Origin of the sequence: Janibacter limosus NBRC 16128 (genome assembly GCF_001570985.1) — a bacterium.
In the GTDB taxonomy this organism is placed as follows: Bacteria; Actinomycetota; Actinomycetes; order Actinomycetales; family Dermatophilaceae; genus Janibacter; species Janibacter limosus.
The window spans coordinates 25,154-39,834 of the sequence record NZ_BCSS01000033.1 but is presented as its reverse complement, the minus strand read 5'-3'; the positions used below and the strand labels follow the sequence as shown (position 1 = coordinate 39,834).

At 69.6% G+C, this 14,681-nt stretch carries 19 protein-coding genes and 1 tRNA gene; 12 read left to right on the top strand and 8 right to left on the bottom strand.

Translation table 11 applies throughout. From position 1 onward, the window contains the following. On the top strand, nucleotides 1-124 hold a 124-nt coding region (locus JLI01S_RS16705), incomplete at its 5' end, for an SDR family oxidoreductase (RefSeq protein ID WP_157074935.1). 32 nt (nucleotides 125-156) lie between these two features. After that, nucleotides 157-912 carry an enoyl-ACP reductase FabI gene (gene fabI, locus JLI01S_RS12260; RefSeq protein ID WP_068264976.1) on the top strand — a complete coding sequence of 252 codons (756 nt, stop codon included), beginning with the start codon at nucleotides 157-159 and terminating at the stop codon, nucleotides 910-912. 25 nt (nucleotides 913-937) lie between these two features. Here fabI and serB read toward each other — a convergent pair whose 3' ends face one another. After that, nucleotides 938-1,669, bottom strand: a complete 732-nt coding sequence (gene serB / locus JLI01S_RS12255) for a phosphoserine phosphatase SerB (RefSeq protein ID WP_068264975.1) — start codon at nucleotides 1,667-1,669, stop codon at nucleotides 938-940. A 10-nt stretch (nucleotides 1,670-1,679) separates the two neighbouring features. Further along, the gene (gene glgC, locus JLI01S_RS12250) at nucleotides 1,680-2,924 is read right to left on the bottom strand and encodes a glucose-1-phosphate adenylyltransferase (RefSeq protein ID WP_068264966.1); all 1,245 of its coding nucleotides are present in this window, start codon (nucleotides 2,922-2,924) and stop codon (nucleotides 1,680-1,682) included. A gap of 55 nt (nucleotides 2,925-2,979) precedes the next feature. On the opposite strand from glgC, the gene glgA reads away from it, so the two are divergent. Beyond that, the gene (gene glgA, locus JLI01S_RS12245) at nucleotides 2,980-4,176 is read left to right on the top strand and encodes a glycogen synthase (protein ID WP_068264964.1); all 1,197 of its coding nucleotides are present in this window, start codon (nucleotides 2,980-2,982) and stop codon (nucleotides 4,174-4,176) included. On the opposite strand, the gene JLI01S_RS12240 is transcribed toward glgA, so the two are convergent. Beyond that, nucleotides 4,149-4,676, bottom strand: coding sequence for a GNAT family N-acetyltransferase (locus tag JLI01S_RS12240; RefSeq protein ID WP_068264962.1), 528 nt, complete (start codon nucleotides 4,674-4,676; stop codon nucleotides 4,149-4,151). The genes glgA and JLI01S_RS12240 overlap by 28 nt on opposite strands. After that, nucleotides 4,673-5,428 (bottom strand): Rv1486c family protein, encoded by a 756-nt coding sequence (locus JLI01S_RS12235; protein ID WP_068264960.1) that lies wholly within the window; start codon nucleotides 5,426-5,428, stop codon nucleotides 4,673-4,675. Before JLI01S_RS12235 ends, JLI01S_RS12240 begins: the two co-directional genes overlap by 4 nt. 38 nt (nucleotides 5,429-5,466) lie before the next feature. Here JLI01S_RS12235 and JLI01S_RS12230 point away from each other — a divergent pair, with 38 nt between their 5' ends. From JLI01S_RS12230 to JLI01S_RS12200, 7 genes are all read left to right on the top strand, one after another. Then, complete coding sequence (locus JLI01S_RS12230) at nucleotides 5,467-6,252, top strand: ABC transporter ATP-binding protein (RefSeq protein ID WP_068264958.1); 786 nt, start codon at nucleotides 5,467-5,469, stop codon at nucleotides 6,250-6,252. A gap of 99 nt (nucleotides 6,253-6,351) precedes the next feature. Then, the gene (locus tag JLI01S_RS12225) at nucleotides 6,352-6,801 is read left to right on the top strand and encodes an NfeD family protein (protein WP_068264956.1); all 450 of its coding nucleotides are present in this window, start codon (nucleotides 6,352-6,354) and stop codon (nucleotides 6,799-6,801) included. Between the two features lie 28 nt (nucleotides 6,802-6,829). Further along, nucleotides 6,830-8,029: an SPFH domain-containing protein gene (locus JLI01S_RS12220; RefSeq protein WP_068264954.1), complete on the top strand. Its 1,200-nt coding sequence runs from the start codon at nucleotides 6,830-6,832 to the stop codon at nucleotides 8,027-8,029. A gap of 62 nt (nucleotides 8,030-8,091) precedes the next feature. After that, nucleotides 8,092-8,865, top strand: coding sequence for a sulfite exporter TauE/SafE family protein (locus JLI01S_RS12215; RefSeq protein ID WP_068264952.1), 774 nt, complete (start codon nucleotides 8,092-8,094; stop codon nucleotides 8,863-8,865). After that, nucleotides 8,862-9,587 carry a sulfite exporter TauE/SafE family protein gene (locus JLI01S_RS12210; protein ID WP_068264950.1) on the top strand — a complete coding sequence of 242 codons (726 nt, stop codon included), beginning with the start codon at nucleotides 8,862-8,864 and terminating at the stop codon, nucleotides 9,585-9,587. Before JLI01S_RS12215 ends, JLI01S_RS12210 begins: the two co-directional genes overlap by 4 nt. A gap of 10 nt (nucleotides 9,588-9,597) precedes the next feature. Beyond that, nucleotides 9,598-10,407 carry a TrmH family RNA methyltransferase gene (locus JLI01S_RS12205; RefSeq protein WP_068264947.1) on the top strand — a complete coding sequence of 270 codons (810 nt, stop codon included), beginning with the start codon at nucleotides 9,598-9,600 and terminating at the stop codon, nucleotides 10,405-10,407. A gap of 46 nt (nucleotides 10,408-10,453) precedes the next feature. Beyond that, entirely contained in the window at nucleotides 10,454-10,687 is a 234-nt protein-coding gene (locus JLI01S_RS12200; protein ID WP_218005507.1) for a DivIVA domain-containing protein, read from the top strand. A gap of 25 nt (nucleotides 10,688-10,712) precedes the next feature. Here JLI01S_RS12200 and JLI01S_RS12195 read toward each other — a convergent pair whose 3' ends face one another. The 3 genes from JLI01S_RS12195 to JLI01S_RS12185 form a co-directional block, all read right to left on the bottom strand. Further along, nucleotides 10,713-11,258 carry a YbhB/YbcL family Raf kinase inhibitor-like protein gene (locus JLI01S_RS12195; RefSeq protein ID WP_068264943.1) on the bottom strand — a complete coding sequence of 182 codons (546 nt, stop codon included), beginning with the start codon at nucleotides 11,256-11,258 and terminating at the stop codon, nucleotides 10,713-10,715. A 65-nt stretch (nucleotides 11,259-11,323) separates the two neighbouring features. Next, a complete protein-coding gene (locus JLI01S_RS12190; protein WP_068264940.1) occupies nucleotides 11,324-11,704 on the bottom strand; it encodes a DUF3037 domain-containing protein in 381 nt (126 codons plus the stop codon). Then, on the bottom strand, nucleotides 11,701-12,468 hold the full coding sequence (locus tag JLI01S_RS12185) for a HipA family kinase (protein WP_068264938.1): 768 nt from the start codon (nucleotides 12,466-12,468) through the stop codon (nucleotides 11,701-11,703). The genes JLI01S_RS12190 and JLI01S_RS12185 overlap by 4 nt, the downstream gene beginning before the upstream one ends. 57 nt (nucleotides 12,469-12,525) lie before the next feature. Between JLI01S_RS12185 and JLI01S_RS12180 the strand changes: the two genes are divergently transcribed. Next, complete coding sequence (locus tag JLI01S_RS12180) at nucleotides 12,526-12,936, top strand: VOC family protein (RefSeq protein ID WP_068264935.1); 411 nt, start codon at nucleotides 12,526-12,528, stop codon at nucleotides 12,934-12,936. A gap of 85 nt (nucleotides 12,937-13,021) precedes the next feature. Continuing rightward, nucleotides 13,022-13,107 (top strand) — tRNA-Leu (locus JLI01S_RS12175). 303 nt (nucleotides 13,108-13,410) lie between these two features. Here JLI01S_RS12175 and JLI01S_RS12170 read toward each other — a convergent pair. Then, nucleotides 13,411-14,517: a sterol desaturase family protein gene (locus tag JLI01S_RS12170; protein ID WP_068264933.1), complete on the bottom strand. Its 1,107-nt coding sequence runs from the start codon at nucleotides 14,515-14,517 to the stop codon at nucleotides 13,411-13,413. Nucleotides 14,518-14,681: the final 164 nt, after the last annotated feature.

Here is a 14,681-nt window from a genome sequence, read left to right as displayed (position 1 = left end):
GCCCCGCCGCTACGGCGGGGCCGCAGAGGTGGCCGCGGCCGTGTCCTTCCTGGCCTCCGACGACGCGGCCTACATCTCCGGCGCGGTCATCCCCGTCGACGGCGGCCTCGGCATGGGCCACTGACCACCTCCCTCCCGCAGTACGAAAGGCAGCAGATGCTCACCGGCAAGACCTTCCTCATCACGGGCGTCCTCATGGAGTCCTCGATCGCCTTCCACGTCGCCAAGCTGGCGCAGGAGCAGGGGGCCAAGGTGATCCTCACCAGCTTTGGTCGCACGATGAAGATCACCAGGACCATCGCCAAGCGGTTGCCCCACGAGGCGCCGGTCATCGAGCTCGACGTCACGAGCGATGAAGACCTCGCCGCTCTGTCCGATCGCATCGGCGAGCACGCCGAGCGGCTCGACGGGGTGCTGCACTCGATCGGCTTCGCCCCAGAGGGCGCCTTCAACTTCCTCGAGGCGAAGTGGGAGGACGTCGCCACTGCCGTGCACGTTTCGGCCTACTCGCTCAAGGCGCTCGGCGTCGCCGCGCTGCCCCGGATGAGCGAGGGCGGTTCGATCGTCGGCCTGACCTTCGACGCGTCCTATGCCTGGCCGGTCTACGACTGGATGGGTGTCGCCAAGGCGGCCTTCGAGTCGACCAACCGTTATCTCGCGCGTGACCTCGGGCCGAAGGGGGTCCGCTGCAACCTCGTCGCGGCCGGCCCGATCCGCACGACCGCGGCCAAGTCGATCCCCGGCTTCGAGCAGTTCGAGGAGTCCTGGGACAACCGCTCGCCCATCGGCTGGGACGTCAATGACCCGGTACCCACCGCCAAGGCCTGCACGATGCTCCTGTCGGACTGGTTCCCCAAGACCACCGGCGAGATCCTGCACGTCGACGGTGGCGTGCACGCGATGGGGATCTGACCCCGCTCCTCGCCGTCCGCTGGGCTCAGGCGAGGGGGTGACCGCCCTCGTCGTCGGGCTGGGGCAGTGCCTCGATGCCGAGGATGTCCAGGACACGCCGCAGGTCGGGCTCGTCGATCGCGTGGTCGGCCTGCTCGCGGACTGCCGGCTTGGCGCAGAAGGCGATGCCCAGCTGCGCCGCGGCCATCATGTCGAGGTCATTGGCCCCGTCACCGACTGCCACGGTCCGGTCCATCTCGACGCCGGAGCTGGCCGCCAACCGGGTGATGAAGTCGGCCTTGGCCGCCCGGTCGACCACATCACCCAGCACTGTGCCGGTGAGGTGCCCGTCGGCGATCTCCAGGTGGTTGGCCCGGGCGTGGGCGATCCCGAGCTCGCTCGCGAGGTCGTCGACGACCTCGGTGAAGCCACCGCTGACGAGACCGACGATGTGACCTGCCTCGACCAGGGTCGTGACGAGGGTGCGGGCGCCCGGCGTCAGCCGGACGGCGGCGCGCACCCGCTCGAGCACCTCGACGGGCAGGCCGGCGAGCGTGGCGACCCTCGCGTGCAGGCTCTGGGCGAAGTCGAGCTCGCCGCGCATCGCTGCCTCGGTGACCGCGGCCACCTGCTCACGGGTGCCGGCGTGCTCGGCGATGAGCTCGATGACCTCGTCGCGGATGAGGGTGCTGTCAACGTCCATGACGAGGACGAGCGGTCCTTCGCCGGGGAGTGCGGGTGCCGGTGCCTGGTCGGTCGTGCCCGGGGTGAGTACCATGCGCCGAAGTCTAGGTCTGGTCGAAGACGTATCCCTTGCCCACCACGGTGATCCCCGACTCGGTCACCTGCAGACCACGCGCCCGGTCCGCGTCGTGGTCGTGCCCGAGCTGGATGCCCTCGGGGAGGTGCACCCCCTTGTCGACGATGACCCGGCGCAGCCGTGCGTGCCGGCCCACGTCCACGCCGTCGAGCAGGACGCTGTCCAGCACGTCGCTGTAGCTGTGCACGAAGACGCCGGGGGACAGGACGGAGTTGTGCACGTGCCCACCGGAGACGACCACGCCGGGAGAGACGACAGAGTTGGTGGCCCCGCCAGCACGCTCGCCGTCGGCGTGGACGAACTTCGCCGGCGGGTAGGGGCCGTTGTTGGTGTTGATCGGCCAGTTGTAGTTGTAGAGGTTGAAGACCGGGTGGATCGACGTCAGGTCCATGTGGGCGTCGAAGTAGCTGTCGAGGGTCCCGACATCGCGCCAGTAGCCACGGTCGCGGTCGGTCGATCCCGGGACGGTGTTGTCGGCGAAGTCGTAGGCGTAGGCGGACCCGAGGGAGACGAAGTCGGGGACGATGTCGCCGCCCATGTCATGCAGGCTGTCGAGCGCTGCATCGCGCTTGACCGCGTCCATGAGGGCCTCGGCGGTGAAGACGTAGTTGCCCATCGAGGCGTAGATCTCGTGGGGCGCGTCGGGGAGGCCGGCCGGATCGATCGGCTTCTCGCGGAAGGCGGTGATCCGACGTCCGTCCTCGGCGACCTCCATGACGCCGAACTGGTCGGACATGCCGATGGGCTGTCGGATGGCTGCCACCGTGCAGTCGGCGCCCGTCTGCAGGTGCTGGTCGACCATCTCGGAGAAGTCCATCCGGTACACGTGGTCGGCGCCGACCACCACGACGATGTCGGGCCGCTCGTCGATGATCGCGTTGAGCGACTGGTAGATCGCGTCGGCGCTGCCCATGTACCAGCTCTTGCCGCGGCGTTGCTGGGCCGGGATCGGAGCCACGTAGTGGCCCAGGGGCGAGGCGAGTCGCCAGGCCTGACTGACGTGCCGGTCGAGGCTGTGCGACTTGTACTGGGTGAGCACGATGATCTTGGCGTAGCCGGAGTTGACGACATTGCTCAGCGCGAAGTCGACGAGCCGGTAGATCCCACCGAAGGGCACCGCAGGCTTGGCTCGGTCCGCGGTGAGCGGCATGAGGCGCTTGCCCTCGCCGCCGGCGAGGACGATGGCCAGGACGCGAGGTTGACGGCGCACCACTCCACGGTACTGGCTGGAGGGTCTGTCCGTGCCCTTTCGGCCCTAGGCTGACGGGGTGCGCGTCGACATCCTCAGCAAGGAGTACCCCCCGGCCGTCTATGGCGGAGCCGGAGTCCACGTCGCAGAGCTGACCCGAGCTCTGCGCGAGCGTGGTGACACCGACGTGCGCGTGCGCTGCTTCGGCGACCCGCGGGACGAAGGGGGGACCACCGGCTACGCGGACCCGCCCGGTCTTGCCGGGGCCAACCCCGCACTGACGACGATGGGCGTCGACCTGGCGATGGCTGCCGACTGCGGGGGAGCGGACCTGGTCCACAGCCATACCTGGTACGCCAACTTCGCCGGTCACACCGCCTCGCTCCTGCACGGCGTCCCGCACATCGTCTCCGCGCACAGCCTCGAGCCGCTGCGCCCGTGGAAGGCCGAGCAGCTCGGCGGCGGATACGCGCTGAGCTCGTGGGTGGAGCGCACCGCCTACGAGTCCGCCGCTGGTGTCATCGCGGTCAGCCACGGGATGCGTGCCGACATCCTGCGCAGCTATCCGGCGATCGACCCCGAGCGAGTCCACGTGGTGCACAACGGCATCGACTCGCAGATGTGGCAGCCGGTTGAGGACCTCGAGGTGGTCAGGCGTCACGGCGTCGACCCGGAGCGTCCATCGGTGCTCTTCGTCGGGCGGATCACCCGGCAAAAGGGTTTGCCCCACCTCCTGCGGGCCGCCCGTGCACTGCCGCCCGAGGTCCAGATCGTGCTCTGCGCCGGCGCCCCGGACACCCCTGAGATCCTCGCGGAGGTCGAGCAGCTGATCGCGCAGCTGCGGTCAGTGCGTGACGGTGTCGTCTGGATCCCGGAGATGCTCCCGCGGGCGGCGGTCATCGCCCTGCTGACGTCCGCGACCGTCTTTGCGTGCCCCTCCGTCTACGAGCCCCTGGGCATCGTCAACCTCGAGGCGATGGCGTGTGGGCTGCCCGTCGTCGCCACGGCCACCGGTGGGATCCCCGAGGTCGTGGTCGACGGCGAGACCGGATGGCTCGTCCCGATCGAGCAGGTGCAGGACGGCACCGGTGCTCCCGTGGACGCCGACGGGTTCGAGGCCGACCTCGCTGCGGCTCTCACCGACGCCTTGTCCGACCCGACGCGGGCGCGCGAGCGCGGCCTCGCAGGGCGCGAGCGCGCGGTCTCACAGTTTTCGTGGACGAGCATCGGCGACCGGACCATGGCCGTCTACGAGAGCGTGCTGCGCGAGTCCTGACGGGTCAGCTCGCTGACGACCTCGCCCTGCTCGGCCCCCGGGAGCGGCTCGTCCCAGCGGCGGACCTCGACGCGCACCTCGCGCATCCCGAGTCGCCTCATGACGCCCCGCGACCCGGCGTTGACGACCATCGTCTCGGCCCGCACGACATCGAGACCGGGGTCGGCGAACCCGTCGTCGAGCACTGCACGGGCTCCCTCGACGGCCAGGCCCTGCCGCCACCAGCGACGGGCGAGCCGGTAGCCGAGCTCGGTCACGCCCCCTTCGCGTGGCCAGAGGGCCCACCACCCCACTGGCTCGTCGTCGACGTGCCCGACCCACATCGGTCCGGGCAGCTGTGGTGCCCAGTAGTCGCGCGCCTCCTGCGCGGTGCGACCGCGGCCGAGGATGTGGCGCAGCACCTCAGGGTCGGAGTCGAGCTCGACGAGGAAGGGGAGGTCCTCCGGCGTCGTCGGTGCCAGCCGCAGCCGGTCGGTGCGCAGGGGCCTGACCGGGGTCACCGGATCGGCACCCAGCCGGCCATCTGGGCGCAGGCGGCGTTGGTGGCGTCGGCAAGGCTCTGCTCGCACGACCGGGCGAGCCGGCGCAGCGCTGCGGTGCGGGTCGCGTCGTGGGCAGCGGTGACCGCGCCCGAGGCGCCCAGTCCCACCTCGACGGCCACGGCGATGGTCCCCGCCAGGCCGATCACCTTGCGGGCCCTCTGGGGCAGTGCGGCAGGCAGTGACCAATCGGCGCCCAGCCGATCGTCGACGAGGTCCCGGGAGAGGTCGTCCGCCCACGGGGTGCCGCCGATCCGGTCCAGCTCGTCGATGGAAGCCAGCAGCTGGCGGCGAAGGTGTCGCTCGAGCTGGGAGGGCTCGAGGGCCTCGATGCGGTGTGGGGGCACCGGGTCGCAGTCGTGCTCCACCCAGTCGATGCGCAGGCCCTGCGCGCCTTCGGAGCCAAAGGTCGACATCGACGGCACTAGCATGCCACCCAGGCCGGGGACGAAGATCGCCTCACCCGCCAACACCGCGGCATCGGTCGCGACCGGGCCGCACCGTGGCAGTCCACCGAGGTCTCCGGGGCCAGGCAGTGCGACGAGCAGCGCAGCCTCGCCCAGATCTCGCCACACCCGCACCTGCTCCACAAGACCCTCGGTGTGGTCGACATCGGGCAGCGCGCGCTCGATCGCATCGGTGAGGGTGGTGCCACCGGACCAGGCATGCGTGACCCACAGAGCGACACGGACAGAGGCAGGCAACTCGGGCATCTGAGAGATGGTAGTTCGCGGTCGATAGGGTCGGGTCCATGAGTGATGTCCTCGCCCTGGCCGGTGCCACCGTCGTCCGTGGTGAGTCGACGCTGGTCTCAGAGATCGACTGGGAGGTCGAGGAGGGTCAGCGCTGGGTCGTCCTCGGGCCCAACGGCGCCGGCAAGACGACTCTCCTGCAGCTCGCCTCGGCCCGGATGCACCCGACCCGAGGCGTCGTCGGCATCCTCGGCGAGGTCCTCGGCGCCGTCGACGTCTTCGAGCTGCGTCCGCGCATCGGGCTGGCCTCGGCCTCGCTCGCTGACCGGATCCCGCGGAGCGAGCGCGTCGCCGACGTGGTCGTCACCGCGTCATGGGGCGTCGTCGGTCGCTGGCGAGAGGGGTACGACGACCTCGACCACGCCCGCGCGCGTGAGCTCCTGGACGCTCTGGGAGCGGGCCATCTGGCCGATCGCACCTACGGGACCCTGTCGGAGGGCGAGCGCAAGCGCGTCCAGATCGCCAGGGCCCTCATGACGGACCCCGAGCTGATGCTCCTCGACGAGCCCGCTGCCGGGCTCGACCTCGGCGGCCGTGAGGACCTCGTCCACCGCCTCGGTGCCATCGCCGGCGACCTCGAGGCGCCGGCCCTGGTGATGGTCACCCACCACGTCGAGGAGATCCCGCCCAACTTCACCGATGTCCTCCTCCTGCGCGACGGTCAGGTCGTGGCGCAGGGCCCGATCGAGATCACGCTCACCGAGGCCAACCTCTCGCAGACCTTCGGCCTGGACCTCGTGCTCGAGCAGCACGGTGAGAGGTGGTCGGCCCGGGCCCGGGCCTGATCTCCCTGCGACACAGGGTGGTCACGTCCGGCCCCGGTCGGCACCCGGTGCCCGTTGCCGAGGCATGATGGGCACACACGACTCGAAGGGGGCACGACGATGGAGTGGATAGGGGACAACCTCTGGCTGGCCTGGCTGGTGCTGGCGCTGATCCTCATCGCGATCGAGGCGGCGACGGTCGACTTCGTCTTCGTGATGCTCTTCGGCGGTGCCCTCGTGGGGGCCGCGGCCGCTGCCGTGGGTGCTCCGGTCATGCTCCAGGTGATCGCGGCCGTCGTCGTGGCCCTGCTGCTCATCGGGGTCGTGCGACCGATCATCAAGCGACAGTTCACCAACCCAGAGGACTCGGCCGACATCGGGTCGGGCGCGCTCACCGGCCGGATGGCCCGCGTCCTGGAGACGGTCACCGAGACCGATGGCCGGGTACGCCTCGCGGGCGAGACCTGGAGCGCGCGCGTGCCGGACGGCGCGCCAGAGTGCGAGCCCGGCGCCGAGGTCCGGGTCCTCTCGATCGACGGTGCGACGGCTGTCGTCACCCAGCAGATCTGACGGAACGACCAACCGAAAGGACGCCTCCATGGACGGCGCCGGAATCCTCATCTTCATCGCAGCGCTGCTGGTCTTCGCGCTCGTCATCCTCTTCAAGACCGTGCGGATCGTGCCCCAGCAGACCGCGCTCATCATCGAGCGGTTGGGCCGCTACGCCCGCACCCTCGAGGGCGGGATCCACATCCTCATCCCCTTCGTCGACAAGGTGCGCGCGAGCGTCGACCTGCGTGAGCAGGTCGTGAGCTTCCCGCCGCAGCCCGTCATCACCTCGGACAACCTGGTCGTCAACATCGACACGGTCATCTACTACACGGTCACCGACGCCAAGCGGGCCGTCTACGAGATCGCCAACTTCATCCAGGGCATCGAGCAGCTGACGGTCACGACCTTGCGCAATGTCATCGGTTCCCTCGACCTGGAGCAGGCCCTGACCAGTCGCGACCAGATCAATGGCCGACTGCGAGGCGCGCTCGACGAGGCGACCGGACGCTGGGGCATCCGCGTCAATCGGGTCGAGCTCAAGGCGATCGACCCGCCGTTGTCGATCCAGGAGTCGATGGAGAAGCAGATGAAGGCCGAGCGCGACCGCCGTGCGGCCATCCTCAACGCCGAGGGCGTCAAGCAGTCCTCGATCCTCACCGCAGAGGGCGAGAAGCAGTCCTCGATCCTGCGCGCCGAGGGCTCGGCGCAGGCCGCCGTCCTGGAGGCCCAGGGCCAGTCCCGGGCCATCAAGCAGGTCTTCGACGCGATCCACCGAGGGAAGCCGACGCAAAAGCTGCTCGCTTACCAGTACCTGCAGGTGCTGCCCCAGATCGCGACGGGTGATGCCAACAAGATGTGGATCATCCCGAGCGAGCTCACTGACGCCCTGCGGGGCATCGGTGGGGCACTTGGCGGCAATGGCAACGACGGACCGGGCGTCGACGCCGAGGACTTTGTCGACCCGGGGCCGGAGGACGCCAATGTCTTCGCAGAGACTGCGCTGGAGGACCCGGGCCAGGCACTTGCCGAGGCACGTGGTCAGGCCGGTCAGGCATCTCGTGAGGCCAGCGAGCACGCCACTCCCGCGTCGCGGGTACAGCCTGCACAGGGCCCCGGTGTCCGCTTGCCTCTCGCCACCGAGGAGCCCACACCGCAGACGAGCGACGCTGAGTCCCTCGAGGCCACAGAGACCCCGGAGGCGCCCGCAGAGTCGCCCGTGCAGGAGAACCCTGACGCTCCTCGCTGAGCCGTTCCGCTCCGCACTCCTGCTGAACAGGCACCCGGTCCAACCCGTCTAGGGTGGGCCGGGTGTCGTGGCTCGAGATGGGTGCAGTCGTCCTCGCAGGTGTGTGGGCCGGGGGGATCAACACCCTCGTCGGGTCAGGCACGCTCGTGACCTTCCCCGTCCTCCTCGCGCTGGGCGTCCCCGCTGTCACGGCCAATGTCTCCAACTCCATCGGTCTGGTCCCCGGAGGGGTGAGCGGGAGCCTGGGATACCTCCCCGAGATGAAGGGGATGGGTCGTCGGCTCGTACAGCTGGCCCCGATGTCGATCATCGGCGCGATCACGGGAGCCCTGCTCCTGCTCTGGCTGCCGCCGGAGGCCTTCGAGGCGATCGTCCCGGCGCTCATCGGCATCGGGATCCTCTTGGTGATCTTCGGCCCCCGCCTGCAGGCCTGGTCCAAGAGGCACCACGAGGACGGCGGGCCGATGCCCACCGGTCACCTGGTCGCGCTCATGGCAGGGGTCCTCGTCGCCGGGGTCTACGGCGGCTACTTCGGCGCTGCCCAGGGGATCATCCTCATCGGGCTGCTCTCGGCCCTGTCCACGGAGCCGCTCCAGGCCCTCAACGGGCTCAAGAATGTCCTGGGGCTCGTGGTCAACGCGGTGGGTTCCCTCGTCTTCATCATCACCGCGCCGGAGCTGATCGACTGGCGCATCGCCGGCCTCGTCGGCACCGGGGCCGTGCTCGGGGGGATCCTCGGAGCCCGGTACGGGCGTCGTATGCCGCCCAATGCCCTGCGAGCCGTCATCGTCGTCGTGGGTCTGGTCGGCATCGTGAAGTTCGTGTTCTTCCCGTGATCGACTGGATCGATCCGGTGCTCCTCGGGCTGGGGCTCGTCGTCGCGGTCGGCGCCTTTGTCCAGTCCTCGATCGGCTTCGGGATCGCGGTGGTCTCTGCTCCCTTCGTCGTCGTGCTGCGACCGGACCTGATGCCGACGTCGATGCTGGTGTGCGCCTTCATCCTGCCCATCGTGCAGGTGGCCTCCGGCCCCCGTGAGATCTCGTGGCGCCCTCTCGGCTGGGCCGTCGGCGCGCGGCTGGTCGCGACACCGCTCGGCGTCTGGCTCGTCGCGTCGACGTCGGCCGACGCGATCGCCCTCGCGGTCGGGATCCTGATCCTCGTCACCGTCATCGCCTCGGTCGTGGCCGTCGACATCCGACTGACGCGCGGCAGCGCGATGGGGGCCGGCGCCATCAGCGGGGTCTCCGGCACCGCGGCATCCATCGGCGGGCCCTTCTTCGCGCTCGTGCTGCGGCACGAGCCACCCGACCGCCTGAGAGCCACCCTGGCCGTCTTCTTCATCGCCGGGGCCATGATGGCGATCGCCGGCCTCGCCCTGGCGGGGGCCGCGACCTGGGAGCAGATCCGCGCGGGGCTCATGTGGACCCCCTACGTCGTGATCGGTCACCTCGTGGCCGGTCCGGTCCGCCGGCGGTTGCCAGCCGTCGCGGTGCGTCGAGGCGTCCTCGTCTTTTGTGCCGTGGCGAGCGTGAGCGTCATCGCGCGAACGCTGATCTAGCCTCACACCTGTGCCGATCCTCATCACCGACCCCACTGACGAGCGCCTGCGGGACTTCGTCGGACTGACCGATGTCAAGATGCGCCGCGTCCTCGAGCCCGAGGGCGGGCTCTATCTCGCGGAGAGCGAAAAGGTCATCCGACGTGCACTGGCCGCAGGTCATCGACCGCGAGCCATGCTCATGGGCGAGCGGTGGCTGACGGACCTGGCCGACGTGGTCGAGCAGGCCGAGACCGACGGCGTGCCGGTGTACACCGGCACCGCAGAGATCATCGAGGGAATCACGGGGTTCAACCTCCACCGGGGTGCCCTGGCCTCGATGCACCGACCACCCATGCGGCCGCTGGCCGAGGTCCTCGAGGGAGCGAAGCGTGTCCTGATCATCGAGGACGTGGTCGACCACACCAATGTCGGTGCGATCTTCAGGTCAGCAGCGGCGCTCGGGACGGATGCCGTGCTCGTGACGCCCCGATGTGCGGACCCGCTCTACCGCAGGGCGATCCGGGTCTCGATGGGCACGGTCTTCCAGGTGCCGTGGACCCGCATCGAGCCCTGGCCGAGCGGCATCGCCGACCTGAAGTCGGTCGGGTTCACCGTCGCCGCGCTGGCATTGGCCGAGGACGCGGTCGCACTCGACGAGCTCGCCGCCGACGCCCCGGAGCGGCTGGCACTGGTGCTCGGGACCGAGGGCGACGGGCTGGCCCGACGCACCCTCGGCCAGGTCGACCTCACGGTGACCATCCCCATGGCCGGAGGAGTCGACTCGCTCAATGTCGCCGCCGCGGGCGCGGTGGCCGCCTGGGAGCTCCGGCTTCGCTGAGCGGGTCGGCTGGTCGCAGCCGACCCTGGAGGAGCAGAATCGTCGGATGAGCACCACAGGCGCCTCTCGCCCCACGTTCACCACGACCCGGTTCCGCGAGGGCTATGCCGTCGGTGACGTCGATGCCTTCCTCGACACGGTCTTCACCGCCATCTCGACCGGGCAGCCCGTGCCGCCCATCGCCACCGCCGTCTTCCGTCCGGTCCGCATGGCGAACGGCTACGACATGGACGAGGTCGACGCCTTCCTCGACGAGCTCGAGGCGGGTCTGGCGCGCTGACCGTCCAGCGCCCGGACGACGCCCGTCAGGCCCGGTAGGTGCCGGTGATGACGGCGCGACCGATGGTGTGCTGGAGGTAGTTGAAGGCCGCCACGGTGCAGGACACGGAGTCGGCGATGCCGAGGTCGGCCGTGTCGAGGGCGTGCACGGCGAAGACATAGCGGTGGGCGATGTCGCCCTGCGGAGGGGCGGCCCCACCGAAGGCCTTGCTGCCGTAGTCCGTGACCGTCATGAAGGCACCCTGCGGGAGGTGGGCCCCGCCCTCGGCGCCGGCGCCCTCTGGCAGGGAGGTCGTCCCTGCCGGGATGCCCACGACGGTCCAGTGCCAGAAACCGGCCGGAGTGGGGGCATCGGGGTCGAAGCAGGAGATCGCGAAGCTCTTGGTGCCCTCCGGGGCTCCGCGCCACGTCAGCTGAGGGCTGCGGTTGTCGCCGGTGAAGCCCCAGTCGTCGAAGACCTGTGCGTCAGAGAGGGTCTCGCCCTCGGCGAAGCTCTCGCTCGTCACCTCGAAGGACGCGGTCTCGGGGAGCAGGTCGTAGGGGGCCGGTGCAGTCGGTCGCGTGAGGTCCATAGCCCCGACCCTAGGACGTGAGGAGGCGTCGTCAAGCGCTCACGCGGTGCAGGCGGATCGCCGGATCAGCGGACCAGCCGCTCGAGGAGTCGCTGGACCTCCGCCGCAGGGTCTGCGGTGAGGCCGCTGTGCACCGGACCCGGGCGGACGACGGTGGAGCGGGGTGCGCTCAACCACCCGAATCGGCGGCCGTCGTCCCCAAGGCGGGGGCGGCCACTCCCTTCGTGCCCGGCGGCCACCTCGCAGACCGTCCGGAGCGCTGCATCGAGCTCGTCCAGGTCGAGGTCCGGCGCGAAGGCGCGAACCCGGTCGCGATCGACGGCGAACGCCGCCTCGAGGTGGTCGGCGGCCTGACTGCGCAGGACGATCCCGACGTTGAGGAACTCCTCGCGCTCGGCTCGCGGCACGCACCGCAGGACGACGTACTGGTAGGGCAGGAGGGTCATCGGGCACCTCCGGGGAGCCACGCGTCCGGGTGGTCGCGCCGGGCGACAAGATGCTCCAGATAGGCCGTGCGTACCGCGGACGGGTCGGGCAGGTGCTCGGAGGTCTCGAGCCACTCGTCGGGGACGTATCCGATGATGCGCTCCAGGTCGACGTCGGTGAGACGAGCAGCGAGATCGGCATGCGCGGGGTGCAGGTCGTCCACGAGGTCGCCGAGCACGTGGTCGGACGCGTCGAAGGGCTGCGCGGCGAACCGCGTCGCGTCGGGTGCCCGCCTGCCCCATGCGTGGTGGAAGTACAGCGCTGCACCGTGGTCGATCACCCACGGTTGACCGCCCCAGACGACCAGGTTGGGGTTGGCCCAGGTGCGGTCGATGTTGGCGGTGAAGGCATCGAGCCACACGATCGGTGCGGCCTGCTCGGGGAGCGCGGGGCGGCTGCCGTCGTAGCCGAAGGAGCCGGGCAGGTAGTCCAGACCGAGATTGGTGCCGACCGACGCGGTGAGCAGGTCCTGGACCTCTTCGTCGGCCTCGTACCGGGCGATGTCGCGCGGCAGGTCGACGATGGCCAGGCGCGGGACGGGGATCTGCAGGGTGCGGGCGATCTCGCCGACGATGACCTCGGCGACCAGGACCTTCAGGCCCTGCCCGGCGCCGCGGAACTTCACGACATACATCCCGAGGTCGTCGGCGTCGACGAGCCCTGGCAGGGAGCCCCCTTCGCGCAGGGGGACCGCGAATCGGGTCGCGGTGACGGTCTCGAGCACGGGGCCAAGAGTAGGCCGGGTTGGCGCGCGGCGTGTCTTTCGCGCAAGGTGGACATCATGCTCCATGGACGACGACCACCCCACGACTACCTCGGCACCGTGATCGGCACGCCCGATCCGAAGGGTCTCGCGCGCTTTTACGCCGAGGTGCTCGGATGGCGCATCCACAGTGATGAGCAGGACTGGGCGACGATCGCGCCGGAGCGCGCCCACGTCTATCTGGGGTTCCAGCTCGAGCGGGAGCACGTCGCGCCGGCGTGGCCGGCCCAGCCCGGGGACCAGCAGATGCAGATGCATCTCGACATCGAGGTCAGCGATCTGGGCGTCGCCGTCGACGCCGCACTGCGCCTCGGTGGGCGGCTCTCCGAGCACCAGCCACAGGAGGAGGTGCGGGTCCTCATCGACCCGTCGGGGCACCCCTTCTGCCTCTACGTCGGCGCGGCAGAAGAGGCCAGCGAGACCCCGTGAGCGGTGGATTTCTCACTCACGACATCCGCGTGTAAAGTTTCACGTCGTTGCCCCGATGGTTGCAAGACCACCGGAAGCACCACTCGTCCGGGTGGCGGAATTGGCAGACGCGCTAGCTTGAGGTGCTAGTGCCCGTATTAGGGCATGGGGGTTCAAGTCCCCCCTCGGACACTCGCGTGACGTTCACGAAACTGTGAGCGTGGGTTCACGAAACCTCGGTCAGATCTTCGATCTGGCCGAGGTTTCGTGCTGTTCAGGGCCTTTTGGCGCTCGGTAGCTACTCGCAGGGCCCCCGGTTTACCGGGGGCCTTCTTGCATTCGCGGGTGGAGGTCAACGCGCGGACGAATCACCATCGTGTCCCATTCCACTGGTGACCTGGTGAGCTCGGCTGGACGTTGACTCGCGGACGAATCACCAGCGGGTATACCTCCACTCAAGGTGCGGGAAGGGCGGAGCGAAGGCGGCGGTCGCAGCTACGCGACGTGCTCCTCGTACTCGCGGTCACCGCGGAAGGGCATCAGGGTCTGGGCGACCAGTCCCTGCGGGACGGTCTCGAGCTTGAGGACGCCGTACTCCTGCGGCCAGCTGCCGTCGCGGGGGAGTTTGAAGCTGCCCATGAGCATGTCCACGATCGGCAGGTGGATGGCGTAGTTGCGGTCCCAGTAGTCGACATGCCGGGCGTGGTGCCAGTGGTGGTAGCGGGGGAGGACCACGAGGTACTCCAGCCAGCCGAACCGCACCCCGATGTTGGCGTGGGCCACCACGGCCTGCAGACCCACGAGGATCACGTAGGCGTTGACTGCGGCGGTCGAGAAGCCCAGGACCATCAGGGGGAGCAGCACGATGCTGCGGGTCAGGACGGTCTCCACCAGGTGGACGCGGGACCCTGCCAGCCAGTCCAGGTCGCGACTGGAGTGGTGCACAGCGTGGAAGCGCCACAGCGTCTTGACGCGGTGGTAGGCGCGGTGCAGCGTGGCCTGCGCGAGGTCAGCAGCGAAGACCGCGAGGAGGAACTGGACCCACAGGGGGAGCGCGACGACCACGGCCTTGACCGAGTCGATCGCGATGGCCGCGGCCACGGTGGTCGTCGTGGTGGTCACGACGATGAGGATGAACTGCACGAGCACGTGGCTGAGGAAGAAGTAGCAGATGTCCGTGCGCCAGCCGGCCCGCAAGATGGCGTGCGGTCGGTGGGCCAGGTAGTGCTCCAGCGGGATGAAGACCACCGCGGAGAAGAAGAGCGACAGGATGAACCAGTCGACGCCCAGCGAGTAGGGGGTTGCCGAGACCTTGTCCATGGGGACCTCGGCCCCGCCGAGGAGGACCGCCGCGGAGACGGCGACCAGGCCGACGAGCGCGATCTTGCGTCGTTGACCGGCCAGGACCGCCACGGTGCCGATCAGGAAGGTCGCCACCAGGCCGAAGAGCAGCAGACCGCGAGCGAAACCTGAGGTGTAGACGGCCCGGAACTCCTGGCTGGTCAACAGTTCGGGGTAGTGGAAGCACAGCACGGCGAGCAGGCAGAGGACGCCGAACCAGGCGGCGGTGTACGGCAGGAGGCGACGGTCCGTGGAGAGCATGGCTCGAGCGTACGAAGGGGGCGACGTCGCGTCCTGAGGCGCGATACTCACGATGGCTTCGAGACGGTTGCTGCGCAACCTCCTCAGCCAGCGGGGTAAGGCGTTGGGGCGGGCCCCCTTCGCGGGGATAGAGTTCGACGGTGCCCGGCCGGGCACCTCGAACC

Coding starts and splice junctions, on each gene's coding strand:
- JLI01S_RS12170 (WP_068264933.1), bottom strand. CDS start 14,517: ATGCTCTCCACGGACCGTCGCCTCCTGCCGTACACCGCCGCCTGGTTC.
- JLI01S_RS12230 (WP_068264958.1), top strand. CDS start 5,467: ATGAGTGATGTCCTCGCCCTGGCCGGTGCCACCGTCGTCCGTGGTGAG.
- JLI01S_RS12200 (WP_218005507.1), top strand. CDS start 10,454: ATGAGCACCACAGGCGCCTCTCGCCCCACGTTCACCACGACCCGGTTC.
- JLI01S_RS12180 (WP_068264935.1), top strand. CDS start 12,526: ATGCTCCATGGACGACGACCACCCCACGACTACCTCGGCACCGTGATC.
- serB (WP_068264975.1), bottom strand. CDS start 1,669: ATGGTACTCACCCCGGGCACGACCGACCAGGCACCGGCACCCGCACTC.
- JLI01S_RS12220 (WP_068264954.1), top strand. CDS start 6,830: ATGGACGGCGCCGGAATCCTCATCTTCATCGCAGCGCTGCTGGTCTTC.
- JLI01S_RS12195 (WP_068264943.1), bottom strand. CDS start 11,258: ATGGACCTCACGCGACCGACTGCACCGGCCCCCTACGACCTGCTCCCC.
- JLI01S_RS12235 (WP_068264960.1), bottom strand. CDS start 5,428: ATGCCCGAGTTGCCTGCCTCTGTCCGTGTCGCTCTGTGGGTCACGCAT.
- JLI01S_RS12190 (WP_068264940.1), bottom strand. CDS start 11,704: ATGACCCTCCTGCCCTACCAGTACGTCGTCCTGCGGTGCGTGCCGCGA.
- JLI01S_RS12225 (WP_068264956.1), top strand. CDS start 6,352: ATGGAGTGGATAGGGGACAACCTCTGGCTGGCCTGGCTGGTGCTGGCG.
- fabI (WP_068264976.1), top strand. CDS start 157: ATGCTCACCGGCAAGACCTTCCTCATCACGGGCGTCCTCATGGAGTCC.